Raw genomic sequence first — 24,798 nt, 5'->3', positions numbered from 1 at the left:
GGCTCCATTGGATTACTGCCCCAGCGATACGACGCCATCTAGCAACTCGTATGACCGCAGCAAGCAGCGAGTTTGCTCACCTGCGAATACTGTGTCTTTTCTTGACCGTCTTGGGAGAGTGGTCATACACTTTGGACACATATGTCCGTGCCCAGCACCTATCCGGGCGTCAACGGAAGTTGAGACATCGATGAACGCGCACAGCACCGCCCCCAGCGTCTTCGACGCTGGTCTACCCACGTTCGATTACAGCCTCACCGCCAGTCCACACGACATCCTCGAGGACGTCCGAGAGGCGCAGTCGTGCGCGCCCATTGCCATTGGGCCCTTCGGCCCGGAAATTCTCTCCTATGACTTGGCTCGGGCAATATTGCGCGACAGTAGATTCCGCCTGCCGCCCGGTATCACTCTGGCATCGCAGGGCATCACGTCAGGTCCGTTGTACGACAAGATGGCGAACAGCCTCCTGGGCCTGGACGGCGCACCACATGTCCGGTTACGCAAATTGGTCTCCAAGGCGTTCACCCCCCGGGCGACATCACGTCTGCAAGAAACGATCCACGAGGTGGTGAACGGGCTGATCGATCAGGTGGCGGACGCCGGACGGTGCGACGTCGTGACCGACATTGCGCGTCCCTACCCGACCCCGATCATGTGCGCGCTGCTCGGTGCGCCTAGCGAGGATTGGCAACTGTTCGCGGACTGGACTGAGGAAATCTTCAAGGCCCTCAACTTTCAGCCGGATGCCACCTTCGATGAGTCCGCGATCATGCGCGCATGGGGTGAACTCGACGCCTATGTCGACGACATGGTCGCCGCCCGCCGAAATAGCCTGACCGATGATCTGCTCTCCGAACTCATCCGCGCCGAAAGCGACGGCGATCGTCTCAATCTCGACGAACTCCGCATGCTGGTGGCCGGCTTCTTGATGGCGGGAACGGATACGACGCGGAACCAACTAGCCGCGTCGGTGCAGGTGCTCTGCGAGCATCCGGATCAATGGACGAAGCTGCGTGACCATCCAGAACTCGCGATGCAGGCGGTGGAGGAGAGCATGCGCCACTCACCCGCGGGCAGTATCGTGCCGCGAGCCGCCCTCGAGGATGTCGAGTTTGGGGGCTATATGTTCCCGGCGGGGACCTTCGTACTCGCGAACACCTTTGCAGCCAACCGAGATCCAGCGATCTACCGCGATGCTGACCGCTTCGATATCGGGCGCAAGGACGTACCCGCCATTCTGACGTTCGGTGGAGGTGCGCACTACTGCCTGGGGGCCAACCTCGCGCGCCGGGAACTGGCGGAAGCACTCACAGTCCTCACCCGCCGGCTCCCCGTTGTCCATCGCGCCGGTCCGGCCCCGTGGAAGTCCCTGCTGGGAATGACCGGTCCGACAACTCTTCCCATCGAATTCACCAGCGAAAGGCTGGTGACGGCGGATGCGTAGTCGCGGTTGGGCGGGTTCGACGCCCTCATCGGACGAGGAGGCGATTTCGCGCATTCTGACCGCGGTAGACGAAGAAGTCGCCGAGCACGGATCGGACTTACGCCTCGCCGACGTCGCCCGCAGGCTCGGTGTCACTCGCCAAACTGTGTACCGCTATTTCCCCAACGCTGACGCGCTACTTATCGCCAGCTCTATGCGCGCTGTCAACGGGTTCATCGACCAGGCCGTAGAACACGTCGGGGGCCTCAACGACCCGGTCACTGCGGTCGTCGAATGCGTTTCGTTCGGCATCGAGAACCTCACGGGTGATCCGCAGCTGGAGAGCCTATTGACCCGGCGACATGAGGGCGAATCCGTCACCTCGCTGACGTCCGACACGGCGATCGCATTTTGCTTGTCGGTTCTGCACCGCCTCGATGTCGATTGGAGGCTCCACGGCTTCGACAGCGCCGCGCTCCATGAACTCGCCGAAATGACCCTACGTACAGTGCAGTCTCTCCTGACCGACCCCGGGCCGGCGCCGCGCGACGGAATCGCGTTACGCCGCTTCGTGTCTCGATGGCTCGGCCCGGCGATCCTCTATCCACGGATTATGTCGCTATCGATCCACGAACGACACGCATCATCGGACCAGTTCGAGGCCGCCGCGATGCGCACGCCTGGCGCGCCGTGAAGGCGCCGCACCGGGGCGTCGCGATGAGTTTTGCCCTCTGGTGCAGTCTGATCAGCATGGGCAAACTCATCTATGGCTTCAACGTGTCGGTGGACGGGTACATCGCCGACGCACAAGGCAATATCGACTGGGCCGATCCGAGCGAAGAACTGCACCAGTACTGGAACGACTTCGAGCGGGAGACCGCCCTGTCGTTCTACGGCCGGCGGCTCTACGAACTGATGTCCGCGTACTGGCCGACCGCCGACCAGGCTCCGGACGCCACCCCTCTGATCGTTGAGTTCGCTCGCATCTGGCGCGACATGCCCAAGGTCGTGTTCTCGCGCACCCTCGAGTCCGTCGACTGGAACTCCCGCCTGGAACGCGGCGACCCGGTCGAAGTGGTGACGAAGCTGAAAGCCGAAACCGACGGCAGGCTGGAGGTGGCCGGCGCGACGCTGGCCGCACCGATCGTGCAGGCCGGACTGGTGGACGAATACCGGATCGTGGTCGCGCCCACCGCGGTGGGCGGCGGCACGTCGTTCTTCCCGACCCTGCCCTCTTGGATCCCGCTGCGCCTGCTGGAGAACCGCACCTTCCCTGGTGGCACGGTCCTGCTGCGCTACGAGGCGAAACACGACTGACCGGACATATACAGCGCGGAGCGCCCGGAGCAGAATCGAAAGCGTCCGCAACAGCGTCCACATCGTCGGGGAGAGTTGCCCGTAACGATCGATCGTCAGGGAGGAACAGGATCATGACGATCACACGGGGGATCGCCGCAGCCGTCATGCTCGCCGGTTCAGCGGTCGGTACAGCTAGCAACGCGTCTGCGGACACGACGATGAGCGGCCACTACATCATGACTGAGACGTATAAAGATGGTCGGCCGGTAACCAACGATTGGGATTTCACTCCGTGCGGTGACGGATGCGCCTCATTAGTTAGCAATGGAATCCCTATTGGTCGGGCGCGATTGGTCAACGGACAATGGATCAGTCCAGAGGCCGCGGGTGACATCCACTGTCCCGACGGCACAGTGGTTCCCAATGCGAGTTCCGCACATATGGTGTGGGATCCGAACACCCTTGCAGGCATAGACCAAATAACCCTGACCGTGCCGGCCTGCGGTGCCCCGGCGGGGTATCAATACGATCGCAAGATCCAACTCACGCAGGCGCCCTGACGCAGATGTCTAGAAGCCGCGCTTGGCGGCCCGCACCGCGGCAACGCTATCGTCATCCCCGCCGAAGTCGGCGCGGACGGCGTTGCGGCCGAACGCGAACAGCAGCAGCTCCAGCGGTTCGCCCGTCACCGTGACCGGCGAACCGCTGCCGACCGCTACGACTGTCTGACCGTCGGGGGTGCGCAGCGTCAGCCGCGCGCGCACCGCGTTCATTGACTTCGACATTCCGGCCCGGCTGATCATCGCGACGCGCCGCTTCACCGCCGCGCTGGTGCGCGCATCGAGTTCCCTTGGTTCCCAGCCATTCTGCGCACGGCGGACGTCCTCATGGTGGACGAACATCTCGTGGATGCTCGCCACCGGGTCGAGAACCTTGAACAGGGAGAGCGCCGGGGGACCCGAAGCGAACAGTTCGACCAGATCCTCCCACGTCCTCGTCGTCGCCAGTCGGGTCTGCATGCGTGCGGTGTAGGACGCCAAGGGCCCGAACACGAGGCCGGGCAACGCGTCGGGGCGGCGTTCACGCACAACGAGGTGCGAGACCAGGTCGCGGGTCGTCCAGCCCTCGCATAGGGTCGGGGCGTCCGGTCCCACTGCGCGCAGGGTTTCGACCATGGCGACACGTTCGCGTTGAACTACCGACATGCCCACACGATAAGCCCACGACGCAAGGGTCTACGCAACTCGGACGTGCCTCCGCACGCCGGCCCATCCCATCAGTCGGTGAAATCGATCCGCACCGACACGGGTGTCGTTTCCAGAGCCTTTACCACCGTGGCTCCCAGTCGCCCGAACTTGCGACCTCGCGCGACGACGTCATCGTCTGGCCTCAATGTCGCGATACCGGTGCGCCACTGATCCCCTTGTCGCACACGGATATTCGGATTGCCAGCGATATTACGGCCCCACCCGGAGCGGGTGCCGTGCTGACTAATAACCCACGCGCCTTTGTCGTCGAATTGAGCGGACACGGGGACGCGGCGCACCTGGCCAGTCTTGCGCCCGATGGTCTCCAGTTCGGTGGCCAGCGCGGTTCGCACTCCCAGCTTGCTCAACCCTTTCACTATTGGGTTGAGAAAATAGCGTCCGATAGCCCGTTCCCTGCGGAACTTTCGTAGCGTCTTGGCGCCGTTCGTATCCGTCATGGCAATCTCCGCTTTTCAGATGTGTTGAGCCTGTATCAACCGTTAGCCAGTACCGGCGTCGATCGCGGCTTGCTCAGGCCGCTTTGCTTGCGGATGCCGTTGTCCAGCAGGGCGGCTGGCGCGATGCGCTTCAGCAGAGTCAGTTGTCGCGCCTGGCGGCCCGCGGGGTAGCGGAGTCTGACCCGCTTGTCGGTGGCCGCGGCGTACGTGGCGTCAGCGACAACGTCGGGCATCTCGGCGCTGCGAATTTTCTCGGCGACCATCGCGCGGGCGGTTGCGCGATTGTCGGCGTAGGTGGCCTGCGGCGTGTCGGCGTCCCACATGTTCGCCTCGAAAGCAGTTCGGGTGTAACCGGGTTCGACCAGCAGCGCGCGCACGCCGTACTCGCGAAGTTCGTGGTCCAACGATTCGGTGTAGCCCTCCAGGGCATGCTTCGACGCCGAGTACAGGGCCGCGTACGGCGCGGGAAGGTAGCCGAGCACGGAGCTGATGTTGATGATGCGCCCATTGCCGCGACGGCGCATGTGCGGGAGCACCTCGTTGGTGAGGCGGATGACGCCGAAGAAGTTGGTCTCGAACAACGAACGGGCTTGCGCGATCGAACTCTCCTCGGCGGCGCCCACGATTCCCAACCCGGCGTTGTTGACTAGGACGTCGATGTGTCCGGCGCGGTCAATGACCTCCGACACCGCCGCGTGGACTGCTGTCTCGTCGGTGACGTCCAGCGCCAAGGTCTCGACGCCGGGGATCGGAGCGAGGCGCTGCGGTGCGCGCGAGGTGCCGAACACCCGGAATCCCTCGTTCACCAGTTTCTTTGCAATGGCGGCGCCGATACCTGAGGACACTCCGGTGATCAGCGCGACGGGCGGTGTGGATGTCATCGGGGCGACCTCTCCATGTGTTAGACCGGTTGGTCTATCTGACGTTAGTAGACCAATCGGTATACTGCAACCGGCGGGCTTAACCGAGGGCCCGGGAAGGGTGAGACGATGACCGCGCGCGAGCGTCTGATCGGCAGCGCCATCGAACTGCTGCGCCGTAACGGAGTCGCCGGTACCGGCCTGGCTGCGCTGCTCGAACACAGCGGCACGGCGCGCCGGTCGGTCTACGTGAACTTCCCGGGCGGGAAGTCGGAACTCATAACCGAGGCAACCCGGACCGCGGGCCGACTCATCGATTCGACGCTGACGGGCACTGCGCAGGACGGCGATCGACGCGAATCGTTGGCCGCGTTCGTCGAGTCGTGGAAGGAGACGTTGCGTTCCAGCGATTACACCGCCGGATGCCCGATCGTTGCCGCCGCGCTCGGACGCACGGAGTCGCCCTCGGCCGCAGATGCCGCCGGTGAGGTATTTGCCGAGTGGCAGACGATGATTGCCGGACACCTGAGGGCCGAGGGAGCCGAGATCGACGCGGCGGAATCTCTGGCCACCACCGTGGTGGCTGCCGTCGAGGGTGCGGTCATCCTCTGCCTGGCCGCGCGATCCACCGAGCCCTTGGACCGGACCGTGCAGATGCTCGACCAGTTGATCGCGCACCACATCCGCTGATGTCGAGAGGGTCCAGTGAACGGCGCTTCTTAGTGAGGGCCGTTAGTGGCCGGTGAAGGCGGGGCCTCAAACATCGTTGGGTCGGCCACGGTGACGCTGGGCGGCACATCGCCCGTCCGGGTCGCGACGACGGGTGTTCGGTACACCGTTCCCTGATTGCCGCATTCATTGGTGAGGACGGTTTCGGTCGCAACGCCGCGGAGCGTGCCGTCGGGCTGTGGGTCCAATGACCAACTCAGTGTCGAGGTGTCAGCGGCTGTGCTGGTTGCTCCGCGGCACTGTACTGGTGGATGAAGATAGGGCGTGTCCTGCCAGTGACCGTCGGCGAAGTGGAGTACGTGTGCAACACCTTTGGCCTCGTTGTGGTTGGTGTCGTCAAGCCGGGATCCTGTGGCCACGCATCCCGCGGCTGTGCACAACGAACGGAACGCCCACCAGTTAGTGGTCTGGGCGGTGGTGGGATCGCCGGTTGTTGGGTGGTCGTTGGCCGTTTGCTTTGACCAGTCGTAGTCCACGCGATAAGTCCCGTCGAACGCCGGACCAGCAGCGGCCGGGGCGGGGGGGCTGGTCGCCGGGGCCCCGGTGACTGTCGCTGGGTCGGCCACAGCGACGCCCGGGGGCACATCGCCTGTGCGTGTCAACACAAACGGTGTCTGGACCAACGTTCCTTGGCCCGCGCATTCATTGGTGAGGACGGTTTCGGACGCAACGCCTCGGAGCGTGCCGTCGGGCTGTGGATCGAATGACCACGTAAGCGCTTCGGTTTCTGCACCTGCTACGACTTTTTCGTTTGCTCCGAGGCACCGCGGTTGCTGGATTTGGCCTTGAACAGGCGCGGCTTGCCAGTGACCGTCGACGAAATGGAGAACGTGCGGAGATGCCGGCGTGCGCGCCCCTTGATGGTTGTTGTCGTCTGACTGCGCCCCGGTGGCTACGCATCCCGTGGGTGTGCACATCGAACGAAAGGCCCACGCAGAAGTTGACAGAAAGGCCCAACCGGGCTGGGTTTGCGCACCGTTCTGCGTTTGCTTTGCAAGGTCGTAGTCCACGCGATAGGTCCCGTCGAGTACGGGACCCGCAGTGGCTGGGGCAGCCGCTGGTGCAGGGGTGCCGGTCGCGGGCGCGGAGGTCTTCTGGTCGGGGGCGCCGATGTTGTAGACGAGGACGCCGAGCATGACGGCGAAGGCGGCCACCGCTGCCGTGTCGACCACGATCCGGCGGCGCCTGCGCCCCAGAGCTCCCCACCCCGAATTCGCGGTCGCCGAGTACGCTGCCGCGCTGTTTCGTCCCTCGGGCGCCGACCCGCCGGGCTGCAGGAAGAAATCGCGCTGGTCGCCGGGCGGCCTGGCGTCTTGCACCATGCGCGGATAATACGACGGCACATCGGTGGGCGCCTGTTGTACGGCGTTGAGCAGCTCGCCGAGACTGACGGGATAGGCACACGAGATGCGGTCTGACCTCCCATCTGCGACGATCAGTACAGCCATGAAATTACTGCTGACCCTGACGAGCTTTGCCGCCATCATCGGCATGGCCATCCCCGCGCACGCTGATAGCACCGACGACGCATTCATCGCCTCACTGAAGGCGGCGGGAATCAGCTATTCCGACCCGGATGCGGCGGTAGGTGCGGGCAAATGGGTGTGCGACAAGGTAAACGGGGGCACGGATGTGTCTTCTGTCGTCAAGACGCTCGCAACCAAGAACGCCGCGCTAAACCCCGACAAAGCCACCAAGTTCGCGGCGATCGCCGCCAACGCGTACTGCCCGGGCGCGATCTCGACCACTGATGTCCCTGCCAGCGCCCCGAGCAGTGTGCCCAGCACTGCCCCGAGCAGTGCCCCCGTGAGTGCGCCCAGCAGTGCCCCCGTGAGTGCGCCCAGCAGTGCCCCCGTGAGTGCGGCTGGCAGCGCGCCGAGCGGTGAGCCTAGCAGCGCTCCGAGCAGCGTCCCTCGGAGCACCCTAACGCCCTAGCCACGCCGTCTATCGGGGCAGCACGGCCTCGATGGCGCTGATGACTTCGGGCGCGTCCGGTTCGGTCCGCGGCCGAAACCGATTGACCACCTCACCGTCCGGCGCGACCAGAAACTTCTCGAAGTTCCACTGAATGTCGCCTGCTTTGCCATCGGAATCGACTGCGTTGGTCAGCTCGGCGTAGAGCGGGTGGCGGTCGTCGCCGTTGACGTCCGTCTTCTCCAGCAACGGGAACGTCACCCCGTAGGTGGTCGAGCAAAACTCCTGGATCTCGTCGGCTGTGCCGGGTTCCTGGCCCATGAACTGGTTGCACGGCACCCCGACAACCGTCAAGCCACGGTCGCGATAATCCTTGGCCAGCTTCTCCAATGCCGCGTACTGCGGAGTGAGTCCGCATTTGGAGGCTACGTTCACGATTAGCGTTGCGCCGGTGGACAATTCGGCTAGCGTGGCCGGCTTGCCGTCGAGAGTGGTCAGGGCGATGTCTTTGAGGGTCACGCCGACGACGCTAACACTCCTCGCAGGGTGTGAGCACCCTAGCCGCGGACCCCGCTACTGGCCCGCGTTGTGGGCCATATCGATGGCGTACTGACTCACGAAGGTGCCGGCCGGCGGATCACCCTTGTCGCATGACCCGTCGGATTCACCGGGACGCTTGATCCACAAGTAGGCGTCAGCGTGCGCGCCCGCGGTAGCGGTGGTAGGCGGAGTGCCCAGCCCTCGGCCGCTGGGGTTGCACCAGTTGAGCCCGGAGTCGGGCGCCGGCCCGGCACCGTTGCGCGACGTATCGATCACGTAGTGCGAACCATTCGTAAGCCCCGAAATCGCTTCCCCGTAACCGATTTCGTCCCCGGTGGTGTAGAAGTTCGCGGTGTTGAGGCTGAAACCGCGTGCGCGGGAGACGTCGACCTTGTTGAGCCTCGCGGCCATGTCCTCGGCGCTGTGCCAGCGCAAGTGACCACCGTCGACGTACACGGCCGTCGCCGGACTGCGCGTCAGCGTGTCGACGGCGTAGCGAATCAAGTCGTAGCGTTCCTGGCGCTGGTCGGCCGACAGGCAGTCGGCCATCGCGAGCGCATCGGGCTCGAGGATGATGGCCGTCCGCGTACCACCGACGCCGGATGCGATGCCGTCGATCCACCCGCGGTAGTCGTCGGCCGTCGCCATGCCGCCCGCCGCGAAGCTGCCACAGTCGCGGTGCGGGATTCCATAGATCGCCAGCACCGGTATCGCGCCGGCAGCCGCCGCGTCGCTGGTGTACTTGCCGACCGTCCCCGCGGAAGGACCCGGCACGATCCAGTACGCCTGCGGCGTGTTGGCGATGGCGGTCAACTCGGGACTCGGCGGATCGGCATGCTGTGCGGCACGCATGGCCGCCGAGCCTGGATTGACGTAGAAGGGCATCCCGGCCATCGGGTTGGCGTCGTCGGCCAGGCGCACCGCCGGCGCGGGACCGACCCCGAGAAAACCAACGGCCGCGACCGCCAGCAAGACGGTGACCCACCGCGCGACTGCACCACCAGCTGAGAACATCACCCCAGGAAAAGTAGTGCATTGAGCGCCAGTCGGCGACGGCAGGTGTAACCGCCGGGCAGCGGCCGGCAGCGGGCTAGATTACCCGTATGCGCCTTGTCCGCCTGTTCGGTGTAGTCCTGATGATCCTCACCGCGGGGCTGCTATTCGCAATCCCCGCGGAAGCCCAACCGCCGTCCAAGCTCACCGATCACGTCACCGACAACACGGGGGCGTTGACGGATTCCAGCCGGGCGGCGGTCAGCTCGGCAATCGACCGGCTCTACCGCGACAAGCACATCCAACTGTGGGTGGCTTACGTCGACAACTTCTCCAGATTCAAACCCGAGAACTGGGCCGACAAAACCCGGACCGCCAGTGGGATGGGCGACCACGACGCCCTGCTGGCCGTGGCCACCAACACCAAGGCGTACTCGCTAAGCGTGCCGCCGACGGTGCAGGGCCTCACGACCGACGAGTTAAACAGCCTGCGCAGCAACCAAATTGAACCAAAAGTGAACGCCAAAGACTGGAGCGGTGCTGCGGTCGCTGCGGCTGACGGGTTGAACAAATCGGCGAGCTCGTCACACCGGATCTGGCCGCTGATCGCGATCGGCGTGGCGGTGATCGTGCTCGTCGTCGTCATCGTGATGCTTCTCCTGCTCTACCGCCGCCACCGCCGACGGGCCCGCCACGTCGACTCCCGCGATGTGCCCATTAAAAGCGATCAGCGGCAGGCCTTGTCCACCGCGGACGCCAGGCTGCGCCAAATCTCCGACTACATCGCCCGGCATCGCGACAGCATCGGCGCCGAGGCGAAGGCCCGCTGCGAAGACGCGAAGCGGTATTTGGCCGCGGCGAATGGCAAAGGGGGAAGCAACGACTCCGACGCAATTGCCTATGCCAACCGCGCATCGACGCTGGCCGCTGAGGCGCAGACGCTGGCCAACGCCGACGTGCAGGCAGCGCACCGCACGCCACGACGGCGAGGCACCACCTCCACGCGTTGACCCCGACCGCGATGGTTGCTCATTCGACTGACTAGCGCTCATCTGACCGATAAATTGTCTTCGTGAACAGCGACCGGCGGAGTCCGTATTCGCCTGCCAGGGCGGGAGCGCGCCGGTGAGCCGCGAGGACGAGCTGGCCGCGGCGGTCGACCAGATGGAGCGACTGGTGCGCGCCATCGTCGAGATCGGTTCCGATCTGGACCTGAACGTGACGTTGCAGCGAATCGTCAGTGCGGCGATGGAACTAACGGGCGCCCGGTATGGAGCGCTAGGGATACGCGCTCCCGACGGTGCACCCGTCTCCTTCGTTCGAGCGGGAATCGATGAGGACACCGCGCGGCGGCTCGGCGGTCTGCAGGTAGGCGAGGGCCTACGGGTCGACGATCTGAGCGCTCATCCGCAGGGCGCCGGGCTGCACACAGCTGGCGCGCCGCTGCGGGCATTCCTCGGAATCCCGATCACCGTGCGGGACACTGACTTTGGGACCCTTTATCTGGCCGACGACCGGCCAGACCACGTGTTCTCCGACGCGCAGGAGGCAGCCGTCCGCGCGCTGGCCACCGCGGCGGCGGCGGCCATCGACAACGCACGACTCTTCGAGCGCGAGCGCGAGTCGGCGAAATGGACCAGGGCGAGTCGCGAGATCACGACCGCGCTGCTATCCGGCGACCCGCAGACGGGGCCGTTGCAACTCATCGTGAACCTGGCGCTCGATCTGGCCGAGGCCGAGCAGGCTATTTTGCTGGTTCCGAGGGAGCCCGATTTGCCCGCCGAAGACGTCGACACCCTTGTCGTGGCCGCCACCGCGGGCCGGTACGCCGCGGAGGTCATCGGTCAGCAGGTCCCGATGGACGGCTCCACCACAGGCGGCGTTGCGCGCCGTGGCCTACCGCTGATCACCGACTCCTTCCAATATCCGATCGAGGGATTCACCGATGTCGGTGAGCGTTCGGCGATCGTCATACCGCTGATCGCGGACGGTGCTGTGCTTGGGGTGATCGCGGTCGCCCGCCACCCGTACCAGCCGCCCTTCGGCAACGATTACCTCGAGCTGGTCAGTGACTTCGCCCGACACGCCGCCCTTGCGCTGGCGCTCGCGGCAGGTCGAGAACATGCGCTCAACCAGGAGCTCGCCCAAGCGGGCAACGTCACTGACGCGGTGCACGCCGCCGCCGAGGAATTGCGCCGCCTGTGGCGGGCGCGCCGGGTCGTGGCTGTCACCTTCCCCGCCCATATGTCCGCAGCGGAAATCGATTCCGGCGCAATGGATTTGGTCTCGGTCGGTGCACCCACGGCGTGGGCCGATCTGCCGTCGGACACAAGAGAGATGCTCAGCTCGATGCGGGAGCTCGACCTACTCACCCCCCACACGACGCAGCCCGGTGAGGCGGCCATCGCGCTCCAGCATCCCGAGGGCGTGCTCGTCGTCTGGATCGAGCTGGCGGAGGAACGGCCGTTCACCCTCGAGGACCAGACCTTGCTCACCGTGCTGGCCGGCCGCCTGAGCCAGGGCCTGCAGCGGGTGCACCAAGTTGACCAGCAGCGTGAAACCGCGCTTGCGCTGCAACACGCGATTCTCGGCCCCGCCGATCTGCCGCGCGGGTTCGCCGTGCGCTATCAGGCCGCGACCCGACCCCTGCAAGTCGGCGGTGACTGGTACGACGTCTTCGACCTCGAGGACGGCCGCATCGCGTTGATTGTCGGTGACTGTGTTGGCCACGGCCTCGGCGCGGCGACCGTAATGGGACAGGTGCGCAGCGCTTGCCGCGCGCTGCTGTTCGAGAACGCCAGCCCCGCCGCCGCCCTTGCTGGGCTGGATCGGTTCGCCGCCCGGCTTCCCGGCGCCAAATCCACGACCGCCGTCTGCGCGGTGCTCAACCCCGACACCGGTGAATTGGTGTACTCCACTGCCGGGCATCCGCCGCCGGTCATGGTCCACGCCGACGGCACCAAACGGATGCTCGATGATGGCCACACCATCGCATTGGGAGTGCGACCCGACCGGCCCCGCCCCGAAGCCCATGTGACCGTACCGGCGCGCGCGACCCTGTTGCTCTACACCGACGGGCTGGTCGAACGTCGCCGTGTTCCCCTCGACGAAGGCATCGCCCGCGCCGCCAGCTTCCTCGAGGAGGGCCGCGGCTCGCCTTTGGAGGACTTGGCGAACGAGATCATGTCTGGTCTCGCGCCAAGCGGCGGCTATCAGGACGACGTTGCCCTTTTGCTGTATCGCCAACCCGCCCCGCTGGAGTTGAAGTTTCCCGCCCAAGCCGGCAACCTCGCGCCATCCCGGAAAGCCTTGCGCACCTGGCTATCCCGGGCGCGGATAGGCCCGGATCAAGCCCTGAACGTGCTCATTGCCGCCGGAGAAGCCGTCGCCAACGCCATCGAGCACGGTCATCGCGACGATCCAGACGGCACGATCAGCGTGGCCGCGATCGCGCTTGTCGACCAATTGCTGGTGACCATCGCCGACACCGGCTCGTGGAAGCCCCCACAACCGGCCGCTAACCCCCATCGCGGCCGGGGTATCACCCTCATGCGAGGGCTGATGCACGATGTCACGATCAACCTCGACAACGACGGAACCACAGTTCACCTATCCACGAGGATCACCTGATGCCCGCCTCGCTTACCCTCGACACCGCGCGCGACGACGACGGGAAACTCGTGCTGAGCGCGGCCGGAGAAATCGACCTGAGCAACATCGACACATTCGACCAAGCCCTCGGTCTCGCCATCACCGAGGCCGCGAACGACGGCGGAACTCTCACCGTCGACCTCACCGCCGTCGAATACTTGGACAGCGCCGCAGTCAACGCCTTATTCGCCCGGGCCGACCACATCCGCCTGATCGCTCATCCGGTCCTCATGCCCGTCCTGACGATCAGTGGCCTCGCCGAACTGGTCCCGATCGAATCCGCTCCGCCGGCATCAGAAAACTGACGCATCGCGCGCCGTCGAAACTGGGCGCGGGTATCCCGTCGATCAATTACATTCCCTCATTGGGCATTCTGCAGGAGTCGACTCGATAAGGGCATCGAACAGGGGCGAATGCATGCGATCGATAGTTGTAAGGCTCGGCGTGTTGGGTTCCATCGTGATCATTGCTGTCACCTACGCCGCGCTGATCGGTCTCTACGAGGACACGGTCGAAGGAACCGCGGCCGGAATCCTCAGTGACAACACGGAGCCGGCCACCCAAAGTATGGCGACACTGACCGTGGAGGAAATGCAGTCGAACTACAGCGCGGCTACGGCCAACCTCGCCGTCGCACCCGGATCCGAGCTGTTGGATCCGCTGACGCAGCGCCTCAAGGACGACCTCGTACTCAGGGTCAGATCCTCCGCCGCGCCCAGTCGACACGAATACTCGAAGGGCATGTTGCCAGGGGTCTTTCCGGTCCCGCTGACCCTCGCCGGGCACGTCGAGCGGTGGCCGTTCGACAACTACAGCTCCGGGCCGATCGAGGTCCAGCTGTTTCCCGGCGGCGATACGACCAAGCCGCCCATGCTCATTCCGGTGCGCTTCATCGACCATCTGCCTGGCTTGAAGGTCTCCGCCAGCAAAATCAATGGTCAACTGACGTACCGGATGACCGTACGGCGCGCGGCGAGCACCGCGTTGTTCGCCATCGTCATTTGCGGCGTGCTCATCGCCATCGCCGCACTGGCCCTTGTCGTCGCGATCCAGACGTTTCGCGACCGCCGGAAGTTTCAGCCGCCGATGACGACGTGGTACGCGGCGATGCTCTTCGCGGTGGTGCCGCTGCGGAACGCGCTGCCCGGCTCGCCGCCATTCGGGGCGTGGATCGATGTCACCGTCGTGCTCTGGGTGATTGTCGCGCTGGTGCTTGCGATGTTGCTCTACATCGTCAGCTGGTGGCGGCACCTGAAGCCGGATGTTGTCGCCCGGCCGGAAGTCGCTGCGCCTCCCGCGGATCCAGTTCCGGCACCAGCGGGCTGAGGCTCGACTACATTGCGCGGCGGGCAAGTCAACTGCGCGGTAGGCGCCTGGGTGAGAACTACTGCGGAGTCAAACGGAGGCGTATGAAGTCACCCTTGGACTGGTCCCTGATCGACTTCCCGGCGCAGGCGCTGATCGCCGTCTCGGTGGTCGGTCTGCTGGCGGCGTTGCTGTGGCGGCGCGGGCGCCAGTGGTGGCTGCGGGCGGTGCCGCTGTGCGTGGCGATAGCGGTAGTGGTCGCGGTGGCTGCCTATTTCACGGTGAACTACCGCTGGCATCCCTACCCCGACATCATCCCGTGGACGCTGTTCGCCTGGGGCGGGTTCGCCGCCCTGGTGTTGTGCCTGTCGGCTGCCAGGATGCGTCGTTCCGGCTGGCCGGTACGCGCTCTGATGGTGCTGGGCGTGCTGTGGTCGGTGCTCGTGATCGTCGCGCAGGCCAATATCCACTACGCGGCGTTCACCACCGCACGCAAGCTTGTCAACCCGCTGCTGCACCCCGTCGGCGACCTATCCTCGATCACCTCGAGGCAGCCCAGCGCGGTGCTCGCCTCGACCGGCAGCACGCTCGAAAACCTGTGGCAGCCCCCATCGAACATGCCCACGGACGGCAAGGTGGTGAAGGCACCGATTCCGGCTTCGGGCCGGTTCAACCCGCGTGAGGCGCTGATCTACCTGCCCCCGGCTTACCTGGCCACGCCACGGCCCGAACTGCCCGTGCTCGTACTGCTTCCCGGCGACCCGGGAGCACCGCGCGACTGGATCGACAAGGTGCATGTCGACGACGCGCTCGGCCAGTTCGCCGCGCAGCACAAGGGTCTGGCGCCGGTAGTCGTAATGGCCGACCAGCAGGGTGTCGCGGAGAACAACCCCAGCTGTGTGGACTCGTCCTGGGGCACGCCGCAGACTTACTTGGCCGAGGACCTTCCGCGCTGGGTCTCGACGAACCTGCAAGTGAGCCGCGACCATCGCCAGTGGGCCATCGGCGGCCTGTCGTCGGGCGGCACCTGTTCGCTGCTGGTGGCCCTGCACGCCCCCGAGACCTTTCCGAACTTCGTGGACATGTCCGGCCAGCGCGAGCCGATCCTGACCAGCCACGCCGAAATCGTCGCCAAGTTGTTCAACGGCGACGAGGCCGCCTACAACAACGTCACACCGAAGGACATCATGGCCAAGCGGCAGTATCCCGACACCAACGCGCTGATCACGGTGGGCTCCGATGATCGGGTCTACAACCCTCAGCAGCATGAGATCTACGATGCCTGCCGCCAGGCGGGCATGAAGGTGCAGTGGCAGGAATTTCCCGGGGGGCACACCTTCGCCGTCTTCCGGGCCTCATTCGAAGCCGCGATTCCGTGGCTGGCGACGCACGCGGGGCTGACCCAATGACCGCTGCTGTGCTCGATAAATCGACTACGGTGCTCGACAAGCACGCCGTCGTGCGGCACAACGCGCGCTGGGCGCTCGCGCTGCTGCGGCAGTCGCCAGTCACCGTCGGGCTGGTTGTCGCGCTGTGGATGCTCGGCGCGATCACCCACGCCTGGTCGGTGTGGTCGAACAACACCGAGAACTCGCCGGGCATGCCCCACGGCCTCGTATCGAAAGTGGCCATCGGCACATCCCAGCTAGAGCACGGCTTCTGGTGGACCCCGTTCACCGCCGGGCTGTGGAACGTGTCGCTGGCAGCCTATGTGGTCGCCACGCTGTTCACGCTGGCCGTCGGCGTTCCCGCCGAACGGTTGCTCGGTCCTCGCCGGACCGCTCTGTTCCTCGTGACCGGCCAGGTGCTGAGCAGCCTGCTCGGTGTCGGCGCCGTCGCGCTGCTTTCGCGCACCGGTGACTCGTGGTTGACCAACCTCGACAAGGAAGTCGCGGTCGGCACCACGCCGGCGCTGGTTTGCCTCGGCGTGGTGATGACATTCAAGCTGTCGGCGTTGTGGCGCCGCCGATTGCGGTTGTTGATGTTCAGCGGCGTGGTGGTGTTCGCGCTGTACTCGGGCACTCTGCTCGATGTCCTGCGAGTTTTTGGCGCGGTCGTAGGACTGCTGTTGGGCTGGCTGTTGTATCGCTCGGAAGCGCGTGCCGCCGTCTCGCCCCCCTCGCGCTCGGAGTCCAGGGTGCTGGTTGCCACAGTGGTCGCCGCCACGGCCTTCGGCCCCCTTCTGACCCTGCTCGGCTCCACCGGCGCCTGGCTCGCCTACCCCGGCTACGGCCCGCTGCGGATCTTGCAGTCGCTGTTCGCCTCGCCTGCCGAGGACAGCGAACGCATGCGACAGCTGTGCGTCGACCCCGGGCTCAGTGAAGCGTGCCGGCTGGCGGTCTCGCAGACCCTCGGGACGGGTGTGGGCTCGGCGATCACCTCGGTGGGGCCGGCGCTGCTGCTGCTGGCGGCGGCGGTCGGTCTGCGCCGCGGGCGCCGCTTCGCTTGGTGGTTGGCGCTGCTGCTCAACGCGGCACTCGTCGCGGGCAGCGCCTGGTTCGCCGTGCTATGGACGCACGACGCGGAGGACGCGGGATCTTTCGTGCACGACGCCGACGACACCTACTCGTTCGCTCACGACACGTTGATTCTCGTCGCGCCGATTGTCGTTCCCTGCGTGATGATCGCGCTGTTGCTGTTCACCCGGCGGTTGTTCACGGTGACCGCACCACGCGCCACCTATCTGCGGCTGGGGCTGGGCCTCGCGGCCACCGCTGTGCTCACCGCCGGCGGATACCTCCTGATTTCCTATTGGGAGCGCAAGGAATTCGACCCCCCGCCAGGACTCGCCCAGCTGGTCTCCGACTTGCCCACCCGCTATCTGCCGCCGGCCTACGAATTGGCGCACAGCGCAAAGTTCTTGCCCAACAGCGGGCTTGCGCTCTTGGCGTGGGAGTTCTGCGGCGCGGTGTTCTGGGTGATGCTGCTCGCCGGGTTGCTGGTCAGCTTCTGGCGGGCGAGCCTCGTCGGCGACGACGAGGCGCGGACCCGGGCGCGAGAACTGATGGTGGCCAACAGCGGATCCTCGCTGGCCTACATGAGCACCTGGCCGGGCAACGTGTACTGGTTCACCGAGGACGGACGCGCGGCGTTCGCCTACCGCGTGGTGGCCGCCGTGGCGCTGACCACCGGCGGTCCGCTGGGCGATCCGGGCGCCCAGGCGGACGCGATACGCGGCTTCGAGCGGTTCTGCGACCGGAACGGCTGGACGGCGTGCATGTACAGCATCACCGAGGAGGTGCGCGACCGCGCGGTGGAGCTGGGGTGGTATGCAGTGCAGGTGGCCGAGGACACCGTGGTGCCGTTGGCCGAGCTGGAGTTCAAAGGCAAGAAGTGGCAAGACATTCGCACCGCGCTGAACAAGGCGGCCAAGGAGGGCATTCGCGCCGAGTGGACGAGCTATCCGGAGGCGCCACTGTCGATACGCGACCAGGTGCGGGTGATCTCCGAGGAATGGGTAGCCGACAAGGGCATGCCTGAGATGGGTTGGACGCTGGGCGGTTTGGACGAGCTCGACGACCCGAGCGTGCGCTGCCTGATCGCGGTGGACGAGCAATGGATCGTGCACGGCATCACCAGCTGGTTGCCGGTCTACCGGGACGGGCAAACGGTCGGCTGGACGCTGGACTTCATGCGCAGGCGGGGCAGCAGTCCCTTCAAAGGCGTGATGGAATTCTTGATCGCCTCTGCCGCACAAAGCTTCCGGGAGGAGGGCGCGGAGTTCCTCAGCCTATCCGGCGCCCCGCTGGCCCGGCTGGCCCGAGGCAATGAGGTCACGGCGTTGGACCGCATCCTCGACGTCACCGGCAAGGCGCTGGAGCCGGTGTACGGGTTCCGCTCGTTGCTTAGCTTCAAGGCCAAGTTCCAGCCCGAGTACCGGCCCCTGTACATGGCCTACCGTGACCCATCGACGTTGCCCTCGATCGCCAACGCGATCAGCCGCGCCTACCTGCCGAACCTTACTGCGCGCCAAGGGATTCGGCTCGCGCGAAAACTAGCCAGGCGATAGTCGACAGCGCATCGCAACTGCTCAGGGGATCGCCACATAGGGACGCCGCAGCGGCTCGACGGTGGAATCCGGGTGCACGATGACCCCGCCACCGGAGGGGATTCCCAGCCCGGTGGCCGCCCCCCGCAGCGAGTGAACCGCGCGCGACAGCCGCGCCCACTCGTCCCGCTCGTCGTGCGTGTCGACGATCATCGGGACGAGGCCGAACACATCGAACAGCTCGATGGATTCCGGCGTCTCGACTATCCCGCAGCGTCCGAGTTGGACGGCGCCGGCTGAAATACCCACCAGGACAGCCCCATTGGCGTGCCGGCCCAAAATCACGTCCTTCATGCCGGTTCTCTCGAACGTGTTCCAGCCAAGGCGCACATCGCCGCCCGCGAGGACGATCAACTGCGCACCCGCCAGGAACTGGCGGTCGTCCGGGCCGAACGATGAATCGATCATGTGCCGCTCGGTGATTCCGATCGCATCCATTGCCGCCTCGAAGATCTCGTAGAACTCCGGACGATCCCCGTTGGAGGCACCGATGTAGGCCGCGGTGAGCGGATGCCGTGTGAATCCGGCGAGGGCCGCCTCGAGGATCAAACGATCCTGCCGTTTCCAGAACAGCAACTGACTGTCCGCCAGCAGATACAGGGGTTGGATCACGCGGGCGGCGTGGGCGTCATGGATGCGATGTAGTAGGTCTCGTGCCCAGTCGGGTATCCGCCGCCGTTGGTGGCGATGTGCACGTGGTCGTAGTGGTTGGCGGTTTCCGATCCGTAGTCGGCCGTCCAGCTACCCGCGCCGACGCCCGGGTAAATCTTCTGCCGCCAGATCACGTGGTTGATTCCCCATCGCTTGGCATTCGCCAGGGCATACCCCGCGATCTGGTTGCCGAGCTCGATACCTTCCGGCGTGTGCGGGTTGGGGATCATCACGTCGATCGCCAACCCATTGGGATGCCACGGCAACGGATCCTGCCGGTAGCCGTAGATGGTCTTGATCTCGGGAAACAGCACGCTGATGACGCGGGCCGCCCAGATGGTCTTGACTTGCAGTCTGTCCTCCGACGCGATACCGGGCGACAGCGGGAACTGGAATTGCTGGGCGGTGGTGGGCGCGGTTGCCGCCAAGGCGGCCAACTGTTCCGCCTCGGCCTGACTGGCGACGTGTGGGGCGCCGGGGGGCGGCGCGGCCGGATCTTTCGGGGTCGCTGACGGGGTCGCCGTCGGAGTCGCCGCCGGGGGCTGGACGTAGGGCCGAGGCTTGGTGTCTTGGGCATAGATCATCGCCGCGGCGACGACGAGCGAGGCCACGATTGCCAACCATCGGCCCCGGCCGTTGGCCAACACGTTCGTGCTCACCAGCAGCACTTTAGTGCCGGGTGCGGCGCGTGTGGCGATCTTTTGACGTTGACTCGACTACTTTCGGCCGGGAAAAACGATCGCCTGAGTCACGCTGCCGCCGTTGACGGTCGGCCCGAGCAACGTGCTGAACGTGTTGGCCGCCGGGTCGTAGGCCAGCAGCGAGGTGCCCGGACCGCAGCCGGCGGTGGCCACGAGTACCAGCCTGTCGTCGCTCACGCCATTGACGATCACGCTGCTTGACACGCCGGGCACCTTCACCCGTGTGGCGTGCCCGTCGGACGTCAGGCGGGACAGAAACACGGTGCCGCACCCGCCAGTTGACTGCGTGAACGTGCCGCTGGGCAGCTGCCACGCGTCGGTGTCGCCGAGGTCGCCGCTGAATCCGGGATCATTGCCCCCTCCCGAGTTGACCGCCGTGAGTGCGGTCGGCGCCGTGCCGTCGACGGGCACCTGCCACAGCTGAATCGCGTGTGAAAAACGGTTGTCATCGCTGCAACGTGCTAGAACCACCGTTGAGGTCCACCACCGAACCGGCGAGCACGTGGTGAGGACCCCGGGTATCGGCAACTGTTTCCCGGGCGTCCCGTCGCCGCCCATCAGGGCAAGGCCTTTCGACGAGCCGAGGACCAGCTGCGTGCCGTCGGGCGTCGGCAGGGCTCCGCCTTTGTAGTCCGATCCCACGGGATATGTCAGCTCCTGCTTACCGGAAAGGTCGACGCGTTGAAGCGACGGCCGATCCGGGTTGTGCCCCTTGCTGGTCAGCACGGCGGTGCCGTCGGGGCGCGCGTAGCCGATGGGGCCGCCATCGCCGAGGGCGAGCGTGGTCTGGTTGCCGTTGCGAAGGTCGACGGCGATTGCCGTTTCGTTGTGCGACGACCCGGGTTTGGTCGCGTAGAGAAGGGCGTGGCTCCGGTCGCCGGACCAGTCGAGCAGCCGGGCGGTGGAGCCCGGCGGGAACGTGGTGATCGGGTAGCGCCCACCGGCCGGGTCGACCAAATACAGCGTCGTGGTGACCTTGTCCGGGTCGGGCCCGTCGGGCGCCCCTTTCTCCCCGGGGCGATGGCTGATGGCCGGGCTCCAAAGGGCAAGCATCCAACCCGTGCCGACCTGCGCCCAAGGGATGGTCTCGATCGCGGCCTCTACACCATGAGCCGCCGGCTGTGCCTCCGCCGCCGGTCTGTGCGCCGCGATCGAACCGGTCGACAGCGAGCACCCGGCGGCCAGTACCGCCGCCAGTGCGACGACTCCGGCCCGACCGCGCCAGGCGGCGGCGTGTCGTCGAATTCCTTTGGAGTTCATGTTGATTCGTTTCCTTTTCTGGATCAGGCCAGCATTGAGGCGAGTTCGATGCGGGGCACTGCGACTTTGTGTGGCCCGGCGTTGTCCTGCAGCACTTGGTCTTGGCCGAAGAAGAAGATCACCGTGTCGTCGGTTATCCCGAAGTTTTGGTACGTCTTCTCGTCGAGATCGGCGGACGGCGCGTCCAATTCGGCCCGGACGATCGGGTTGAGCACCTCCAACGGCTTTGCCCCGGGTTTGAACAACGTGTCGAATGTGATCGGGACGTGCTTGGCGAGGTCGAAGTTGAACGCCTGGAACGTGGTGTTCGGGTGGCCCTCGTGGGCGAGGCCCGTGTCGTTGTCAATCTTGAGCACCAGGCTTTGGGTGCGGGCGTCCGGTTTTCCCGAACTGTAGGTCTTGGCGGTGACGGCGTACTGATACGCGCGATTGCGCCCACCGCGTGGCCCGAATTTGGCGACCCAGTCGACGAAGCTGTCGCGATTCCGTTTCAGGAACGCGGTCACCGCCGGCATTTCCGGGTAGTCGATCGGAAAGCTCATGTCGATCTTGTAGGTGGGGGTGGCGCTATGGACGTGGCAGACCTTGTCGGGGCCAACGGTCCCGCCGAGATCGGTGCACGCCGATTGCCCCTGCGCCGCAGTCGATGTGGTGGACGTCGCGGGAGGTGCCGTCGCCATGCCGGTGGTCGTGGAACATCCCGACACTGACAGCGCCGCCGTGGCGAGCCCAATCGTCAGGGCTCGGGCGATAGGTTTGATCATGCGCATCAGCGTGCGGGAGAGGCCTTGCGCGATTCTTGCGTGAACCTCAGTCCGGTGCCTGAACTCCGTCGTGCTGCATGGTCAGGCCGCCGCAGCTGATGTCGGCCGCCGTGCTCCATGCCGGGTCTTGAACCGATGTCGCGGTGACGGTGTCCGCGCGGCCGATCTTCGCCGTCGCGCCATTCAGGTCAATCTCGGTGCGGCGCACAGTCAAAAGGGGGGTGCCGTGTTCGTCGCGCAGCTGTAGCAACCCGACCAGGTGACGGCCGTCGCCGAGGTCGCTACAACCGATGCCGTCGCCATTGCCCCTCCGGTGCCCGAGGTCGAACCGGAAGGACGCACCCCGCTGATCGACAACCGGGGTGATGGCACAGCCGGACACCGCATAGAGGATGGCCTCTCGGCCGGTGTCGACGATGATCTGGTGGTTGCCGTCCTGTTGGGCGTCGATCAGCAGCGCGGAGCGTCGAAGGGGGCTGGGGCTCTGTATCTTTGCCTGACCGTAGCCCTGGGCGGTGGCGATGCCGACGACAGTGTCGGTGATCCACAGCGTGGCCGGCTGGCCGTAGGCATCGCTGACGTCCTTGCTGGCCGCCCCGGGTGGTGGCCCGTTCGGCCCGCACTGCGCGTGCGCGATTGCGGGCGGTGCGATCACGACACCGAACGACGCGATCGCGACGGTGAGGAGGAGCGACAGCTTCATCAGGTCGCCGCAAGTTTGAGCACGCTGTGGTTGCCGACGTCGGTGACGTAGACATTCCCCGCGGCGTCCACCGCCACCCTTACGGGCTGATTGAGGCCGCTGAACGGCAGCACGATCGGTTTGTCCGTCCCGGCCGCCAATTTCAGCACCTGCTTGCGGTCGGCATCGACCACATACACGCTTCCGGCGGAGTCCACCGCCACATCTACGACGCTGCGAACGTCGAACGGCAGCACCGTTTGGATGTCCGTCCCCGCCGCCAGCTTCAGGATTCGCGAGTAGTCGCCCACGTACACGTTTTCGGCGGCATCCACCGCCATTCCGCCGAGGCCGAGGAGGTGAGTGAACGACAACACCGTCGGGGCATGCGACCCCGCCTCCGACTTCACCACGTGAACGGGCACGCAGCACCCGCCGTCGGGGTACACCCCGCCGCCGTCGATGCCATAGGCGCTTCCCGCGGCATCCACTGCGAGGACTTCGCTGCGCAAGCCGAGATTGGGCAACGGCAGCACGGTCTGGGTGTCCGACCCGTCCGACCCGGGCGGCAGCTTCACCAACTGCTGGTGTCCCGCGTCGATGACCCACACGGCGCCTGTCGGGTCCGCCACCAGACCGGCATGAACGAACTGCGGCAACACGGTTTGGCTGTTCGATCCCGCCGGCAGCTTGATCACCCGGGCGGTCACGGTGGGGTGTCCTTTGTCGTCCTGGGAGCGGTGAAGGTCGGCGACGTACACGTTGCCCGCGGGGTCCACCGCCAGATCGCGGGGACTTTCGAGGCCGCTGAATGGGAGCACGGTTTGTCGGGGCACGGACGCCCGCCCGTTGGGTGGAATCGTTGAGCCCGCGTTGTGGGTGCTCATCGAGCAGGCGGCGCCGAACGCGGTAATCGCGATGGTCACCGTTGCTATCAGCAGACGCTTTCTAAGTCGTTGGCGGCGCGCGCTTTTGGTCATGTCGGTGGCCTCTCGCTACTTCTGGCCCGGGTAGGGCACCGCGGTGATGACGCCGCCGCCGTTGACCGGCGGTCCGAGCAGCACCGTCGAGGTGCCGGTCGCGGGGTTGTAGTCGATGAGTGCCTGACCGCCACCGCAGCCGGCCCTCGCTTTGAGGTCGAGGTCGCCGCCGTTGACGCCGACCACGACGACGCTGTCGGTTTTCACCTCGGGCACCGACACCTTGGATGTCGTACCGTCGCCATTGAGCTTGGCGAGGAAAACGACGCCACACGCGCCCGCCGCCTGCACGTACGTTCCCGTCGGAAGCTGCCATGCGTTCAAGTCGCCGTAGTCGGGGCCCTGGTGTCCGTCGTTGGGCGCGGTGAGGGCCGTCGGTGGTCCGCCGTCGATCGGCACCAGCCATAGCTGGGACGTGGTGGAGGTACCGCAGCGTGCAAGCGCGATCGTCGAGCCCGCGTCCCACCACCGCAGGGGTGTGCAGTCGCGCTGCCCGGCGATTGTCACCGTCGGGCCGGCGACCCCGTCGTTGCCCATGACGGCGAGGCCAGAGTGCGTGCCCAGCACCAGCCGCGTGCCGTCCGCAGTGGCCAGATACGAGGTGAAGTCCTCGGCCAGCGGGTACGTCAGCTGGTGGTTACCCGCTAGGTCGACGCGTTCGAGAGATCCTGGTCCCGAGCCCTTCCGCCTGGACACCAGCACCGCCTTGCCGTCGGGCCGCGTGTAGCGAGGGGAGCCGCCGTTCTCGGTGGTGAAGGTGGTCTTCGCGCCAGTGCGCAGGTCGACCTCCGTGACGACCGTTCGGCCCTTTTCCGTTGCAGAGAACAGGGCGCGGGTCCCGTCGCCAGACCAGTCGTCCAACGTCGGGCTGTAACCGTTGCTGCCCGGCGGCGGGAAGGTGGTGATGGGGTATCGGCCACCGGCCGGATCAACCAAATACAGCGTCGTGCTGGCGGTTTCCCAGGTTGGTGACCCGGGGGGAGGTTTCTCGCCGGTGTGCAAGCCGGGAACCGGGCTCCACACGGCGAGCATCCAACCCGGACCCACCTGCGACCAGGGGACGGTCGAGAGTGGGGCCTCGACGCCGTGGGCCGCCATAGGCTGCGAGGGTTCGGCGTGCGCGGCCGGCGCGAGGGCGGCCGTCGCAGCAGTCGCTATTGCCGTCAGGGCGAACATCGCGCGGGACGTGATGGTCATATCGGGCTCCTCAGAAACGTGTCCGGGGTCTTGTTGCCCGGTCACGTAGAGGCTGCGGCGGACGCCTTGCGTATTTCTTGCGCGAACCTTTTGCTC

General features: G+C 65.9%; 25 protein-coding genes. 12 read left to right on the top strand and 13 right to left on the bottom strand.

Translation table 11 applies throughout. The features are described 5' to 3' along the window. Positions 1–190: 190 nt before the first annotated feature. The 4 genes from A5745_RS13630 (at position 191) to A5745_RS24390 (ending at position 3,282) form a co-directional block, all read left to right on the top strand. The gene (locus A5745_RS13630) at positions 191–1,444 is read left to right on the top strand and encodes a cytochrome P450 (protein ID WP_076116591.1); all 1,254 of its coding nucleotides are present in this window, start codon (positions 191–193) and stop codon (positions 1,442–1,444) included. Then, positions 1,437–2,117, top strand: a complete 681-nt coding sequence (locus tag A5745_RS13625; protein ID WP_076116589.1) for a TetR/AcrR family transcriptional regulator — start codon at positions 1,437–1,439, stop codon at positions 2,115–2,117. Before A5745_RS13630 ends, A5745_RS13625 begins: the two co-directional genes overlap by 8 nt. A gap of 56 nt (positions 2,118–2,173) precedes the next feature. Further along, entirely contained in the window at positions 2,174–2,740 is a 567-nt protein-coding gene (locus tag A5745_RS13620) for a dihydrofolate reductase family protein (protein WP_076116657.1), read from the top strand. Positions 2,741–2,853: 113 nt separating this feature from the next. Beyond that, positions 2,854–3,282, top strand: a complete 429-nt coding sequence (locus A5745_RS24390) for a hypothetical protein (protein ID WP_139329592.1) — start codon at positions 2,854–2,856, stop codon at positions 3,280–3,282. A 9-nt stretch (positions 3,283–3,291) separates the two neighbouring features. Here A5745_RS24390 and A5745_RS13615 read toward each other — a convergent pair whose 3' ends face one another. The 3 genes from A5745_RS13615 to A5745_RS13605 form a co-directional block, all read right to left on the bottom strand. After that, on the bottom strand, positions 3,292–3,927 hold the full coding sequence (locus A5745_RS13615) for a TIGR03085 family metal-binding protein (RefSeq protein WP_076116587.1): 636 nt from the start codon (positions 3,925–3,927) through the stop codon (positions 3,292–3,294). Positions 3,928–3,998: 71 nt separating this feature from the next. After that, positions 3,999–4,427, bottom strand: coding sequence for a nitroreductase/quinone reductase family protein (locus tag A5745_RS13610; RefSeq protein WP_076116585.1), 429 nt, complete (start codon positions 4,425–4,427; stop codon positions 3,999–4,001). Positions 4,428–4,462: 35 nt separating this feature from the next. Next, positions 4,463–5,308: an oxidoreductase gene (locus A5745_RS13605; RefSeq protein ID WP_076116583.1), complete on the bottom strand. Its 846-nt coding sequence runs from the start codon at positions 5,306–5,308 to the stop codon at positions 4,463–4,465. Between the two features lie 108 nt (positions 5,309–5,416). On the opposite strand from A5745_RS13605, the gene A5745_RS13600 reads away from it, so the two are divergent. Then, positions 5,417–5,977, top strand: coding sequence for a TetR/AcrR family transcriptional regulator (locus A5745_RS13600; RefSeq protein ID WP_076116580.1), 561 nt, complete (start codon positions 5,417–5,419; stop codon positions 5,975–5,977). Positions 5,978–6,006: 29 nt separating this feature from the next. Here A5745_RS13600 and A5745_RS24385 read toward each other — a convergent pair whose 3' ends face one another. Then, the gene (locus A5745_RS24385) at positions 6,007–7,515 is read right to left on the bottom strand and encodes a hypothetical protein (protein ID WP_175879820.1); all 1,509 of its coding nucleotides are present in this window, start codon (positions 7,513–7,515) and stop codon (positions 6,007–6,009) included. On the opposite strand from A5745_RS24385, the gene A5745_RS13590 reads away from it, so the two are divergent. Further along, positions 7,424–7,951: a DUF732 domain-containing protein gene (locus tag A5745_RS13590; RefSeq protein ID WP_371336938.1), complete on the top strand. Its 528-nt coding sequence runs from the start codon at positions 7,424–7,426 to the stop codon at positions 7,949–7,951. The genes A5745_RS24385 and A5745_RS13590 overlap by 92 nt on opposite strands. A 9-nt stretch (positions 7,952–7,960) precedes the next feature. Here the strand turns inward: A5745_RS13590 and A5745_RS13585 are convergent, their stop codons facing one another. Together A5745_RS13585 and A5745_RS13580 are read right to left on the bottom strand one after the other, a co-directional pair. Further along, positions 7,961–8,449 carry a glutathione peroxidase gene (locus A5745_RS13585; protein ID WP_076064731.1) on the bottom strand — a complete coding sequence of 163 codons (489 nt, stop codon included), beginning with the start codon at positions 8,447–8,449 and terminating at the stop codon, positions 7,961–7,963. 54 nt (positions 8,450–8,503) lie between these two features. Beyond that, positions 8,504–9,487: a glycoside hydrolase family 6 protein gene (locus tag A5745_RS13580; protein ID WP_076116574.1), complete on the bottom strand. Its 984-nt coding sequence runs from the start codon at positions 9,485–9,487 to the stop codon at positions 8,504–8,506. 86 nt (positions 9,488–9,573) lie between these two features. Between A5745_RS13580 and A5745_RS13575 the strand changes: the two genes are divergently transcribed. The 6 genes from A5745_RS13575 (at position 9,574) to A5745_RS13550 (ending at position 18,428) form a co-directional block, all read left to right on the top strand. Next, positions 9,574–10,473, top strand: coding sequence for a YgcG family protein (locus A5745_RS13575; RefSeq protein ID WP_076116571.1), 900 nt, complete (start codon positions 9,574–9,576; stop codon positions 10,471–10,473). Between the two features lie 154 nt (positions 10,474–10,627). Further along, a complete protein-coding gene (locus A5745_RS13570) occupies positions 10,628–13,093 on the top strand; it encodes a SpoIIE family protein phosphatase (RefSeq protein ID WP_076116655.1) in 2,466 nt (821 codons plus the stop codon). After that, the gene (locus A5745_RS13565; protein WP_076116569.1) at positions 13,093–13,419 is read left to right on the top strand and encodes an STAS domain-containing protein; all 327 of its coding nucleotides are present in this window, start codon (positions 13,093–13,095) and stop codon (positions 13,417–13,419) included. The genes A5745_RS13570 and A5745_RS13565 overlap by 1 nt, the downstream gene beginning before the upstream one ends. A 112-nt stretch (positions 13,420–13,531) precedes the next feature. Continuing rightward, positions 13,532–14,440, top strand: coding sequence for a DUF4436 domain-containing protein (locus tag A5745_RS13560; protein ID WP_076116567.1), 909 nt, complete (start codon positions 13,532–13,534; stop codon positions 14,438–14,440). Positions 14,441–14,523: 83 nt separating this feature from the next. Then, positions 14,524–15,828 carry an esterase family protein gene (locus tag A5745_RS13555; RefSeq protein ID WP_076116565.1) on the top strand — a complete coding sequence of 435 codons (1,305 nt, stop codon included), beginning with the start codon at positions 14,524–14,526 and terminating at the stop codon, positions 15,826–15,828. Beyond that, positions 15,825–18,428, top strand: coding sequence for a bifunctional lysylphosphatidylglycerol flippase/synthetase MprF (locus tag A5745_RS13550; RefSeq protein WP_083662923.1), 2,604 nt, complete (start codon positions 15,825–15,827; stop codon positions 18,426–18,428). The genes A5745_RS13555 and A5745_RS13550 overlap by 4 nt, the downstream gene beginning before the upstream one ends. Positions 18,429–18,449: 21 nt before the next feature. Here the strand turns inward: A5745_RS13550 and A5745_RS13545 are convergent, their stop codons facing one another. The 7 genes from A5745_RS13545 to A5745_RS13515 all read right to left on the bottom strand — a co-directional run bounded on the left by A5745_RS13545 (position 18,450) and on the right by A5745_RS13515 (position 24,702). After that, complete coding sequence (locus tag A5745_RS13545; RefSeq protein ID WP_076116563.1) at positions 18,450–19,079, bottom strand: Type 1 glutamine amidotransferase-like domain-containing protein; 630 nt, start codon at positions 19,077–19,079, stop codon at positions 18,450–18,452. Beyond that, positions 19,076–19,765 (bottom strand): glycoside hydrolase, encoded by a 690-nt coding sequence (locus A5745_RS13540; protein WP_076064376.1) that lies wholly within the window; start codon positions 19,763–19,765, stop codon positions 19,076–19,078. Before A5745_RS13540 ends, A5745_RS13545 begins: the two co-directional genes overlap by 4 nt. Before the next feature lie 69 nt (positions 19,766–19,834). Beyond that, entirely contained in the window at positions 19,835–21,079 is a 1,245-nt protein-coding gene (locus tag A5745_RS13535) for a hypothetical protein (protein ID WP_076116561.1), read from the bottom strand. A 23-nt stretch (positions 21,080–21,102) separates the two neighbouring features. Next, a complete protein-coding gene (locus A5745_RS13530; protein ID WP_254848569.1) occupies positions 21,103–21,843 on the bottom strand; it encodes an esterase in 741 nt (246 codons plus the stop codon). Between the two features lie 46 nt (positions 21,844–21,889). Then, complete coding sequence (locus tag A5745_RS13525) at positions 21,890–22,546, bottom strand: hypothetical protein (RefSeq protein ID WP_076116559.1); 657 nt, start codon at positions 22,544–22,546, stop codon at positions 21,890–21,892. Next, the gene (locus A5745_RS13520; RefSeq protein ID WP_076116557.1) at positions 22,546–23,451 is read right to left on the bottom strand and encodes a hypothetical protein; all 906 of its coding nucleotides are present in this window, start codon (positions 23,449–23,451) and stop codon (positions 22,546–22,548) included. Before A5745_RS13520 ends, A5745_RS13525 begins: the two co-directional genes overlap by 1 nt. 69 nt (positions 23,452–23,520) lie before the next feature. Next, positions 23,521–24,702, bottom strand: a complete 1,182-nt coding sequence (locus A5745_RS13515) for a hypothetical protein (RefSeq protein ID WP_076116555.1) — start codon at positions 24,700–24,702, stop codon at positions 23,521–23,523. Between the last annotated feature and the right edge of the window lie 96 nt (positions 24,703–24,798).

It is taken from the genome of Mycobacterium sp. IS-2888 (assembly GCF_001954215.1).
GTDB lineage: Bacteria > Actinomycetota > Actinomycetes > Mycobacteriales > Mycobacteriaceae > Mycobacterium.
This window is presented reverse-complemented; position numbering and strand designations above follow the sequence as displayed.

What these genes read in the sequence shown, in the direction of transcription:
- A5745_RS13560 (WP_076116567.1), top strand. Translation starts at nt 13,532, where the DNA reads ATGCGATCGATAGTTGTAAGGCTCGGCGTGTTGGGTTCCATCGTGATC.
- A5745_RS13515 (WP_076116555.1), bottom strand. Translation starts at nt 24,702, where the DNA reads ATGACCATCACGTCCCGCGCGATGTTCGCCCTGACGGCAATAGCGACT.
- A5745_RS13605 (WP_076116583.1), bottom strand. Translation starts at nt 5,308, where the DNA reads ATGACATCCACACCGCCCGTCGCGCTGATCACCGGAGTGTCCTCAGGT.
- A5745_RS13630 (WP_076116591.1), top strand. Translation starts at nt 191, where the DNA reads ATGAACGCGCACAGCACCGCCCCCAGCGTCTTCGACGCTGGTCTACCC.
- A5745_RS13550 (WP_083662923.1), top strand. Translation starts at nt 15,825, where the DNA reads ATGACCGCTGCTGTGCTCGATAAATCGACTACGGTGCTCGACAAGCAC.
- A5745_RS13575 (WP_076116571.1), top strand. Translation starts at nt 9,574, where the DNA reads ATGCGCCTTGTCCGCCTGTTCGGTGTAGTCCTGATGATCCTCACCGCG.
- A5745_RS13615 (WP_076116587.1), bottom strand. Translation starts at nt 3,927, where the DNA reads ATGTCGGTAGTTCAACGCGAACGTGTCGCCATGGTCGAAACCCTGCGC.
- A5745_RS13610 (WP_076116585.1), bottom strand. Translation starts at nt 4,427, where the DNA reads ATGACGGATACGAACGGCGCCAAGACGCTACGAAAGTTCCGCAGGGAA.
- A5745_RS13535 (WP_076116561.1), bottom strand. Translation starts at nt 21,079, where the DNA reads ATGAACTCCAAAGGAATTCGACGACACGCCGCCGCCTGGCGCGGTCGG.
- A5745_RS13525 (WP_076116559.1), bottom strand. Translation starts at nt 22,546, where the DNA reads ATGAAGCTGTCGCTCCTCCTCACCGTCGCGATCGCGTCGTTCGGTGTC.
- A5745_RS13555 (WP_076116565.1), top strand. Translation starts at nt 14,524, where the DNA reads ATGAAGTCACCCTTGGACTGGTCCCTGATCGACTTCCCGGCGCAGGCG.
- A5745_RS13600 (WP_076116580.1), top strand. Translation starts at nt 5,417, where the DNA reads ATGACCGCGCGCGAGCGTCTGATCGGCAGCGCCATCGAACTGCTGCGC.
- A5745_RS24390 (WP_139329592.1), top strand. Translation starts at nt 2,854, where the DNA reads ATGACGATCACACGGGGGATCGCCGCAGCCGTCATGCTCGCCGGTTCA.
- A5745_RS13530 (WP_254848569.1), bottom strand. Translation starts at nt 21,843, where the DNA reads ATGATCAAACCTATCGCCCGAGCCCTGACGATTGGGCTCGCCACGGCG.
- A5745_RS13590 (WP_371336938.1), top strand. Translation starts at nt 7,424, where the DNA reads ATGCGGTCTGACCTCCCATCTGCGACGATCAGTACAGCCATGAAATTA.
- A5745_RS13570 (WP_076116655.1), top strand. Translation starts at nt 10,628, where the DNA reads ATGGAGCGACTGGTGCGCGCCATCGTCGAGATCGGTTCCGATCTGGAC.
- A5745_RS13625 (WP_076116589.1), top strand. Translation starts at nt 1,437, where the DNA reads ATGCGTAGTCGCGGTTGGGCGGGTTCGACGCCCTCATCGGACGAGGAG.
- A5745_RS13565 (WP_076116569.1), top strand. Translation starts at nt 13,093, where the DNA reads ATGCCCGCCTCGCTTACCCTCGACACCGCGCGCGACGACGACGGGAAA.
- A5745_RS13620 (WP_076116657.1), top strand. Translation starts at nt 2,174, where the DNA reads ATGGGCAAACTCATCTATGGCTTCAACGTGTCGGTGGACGGGTACATC.
- A5745_RS24385 (WP_175879820.1), bottom strand. Translation starts at nt 7,515, where the DNA reads ATGGCCATGCCGATGATGGCGGCAAAGCTCGTCAGGGTCAGCAGTAAT.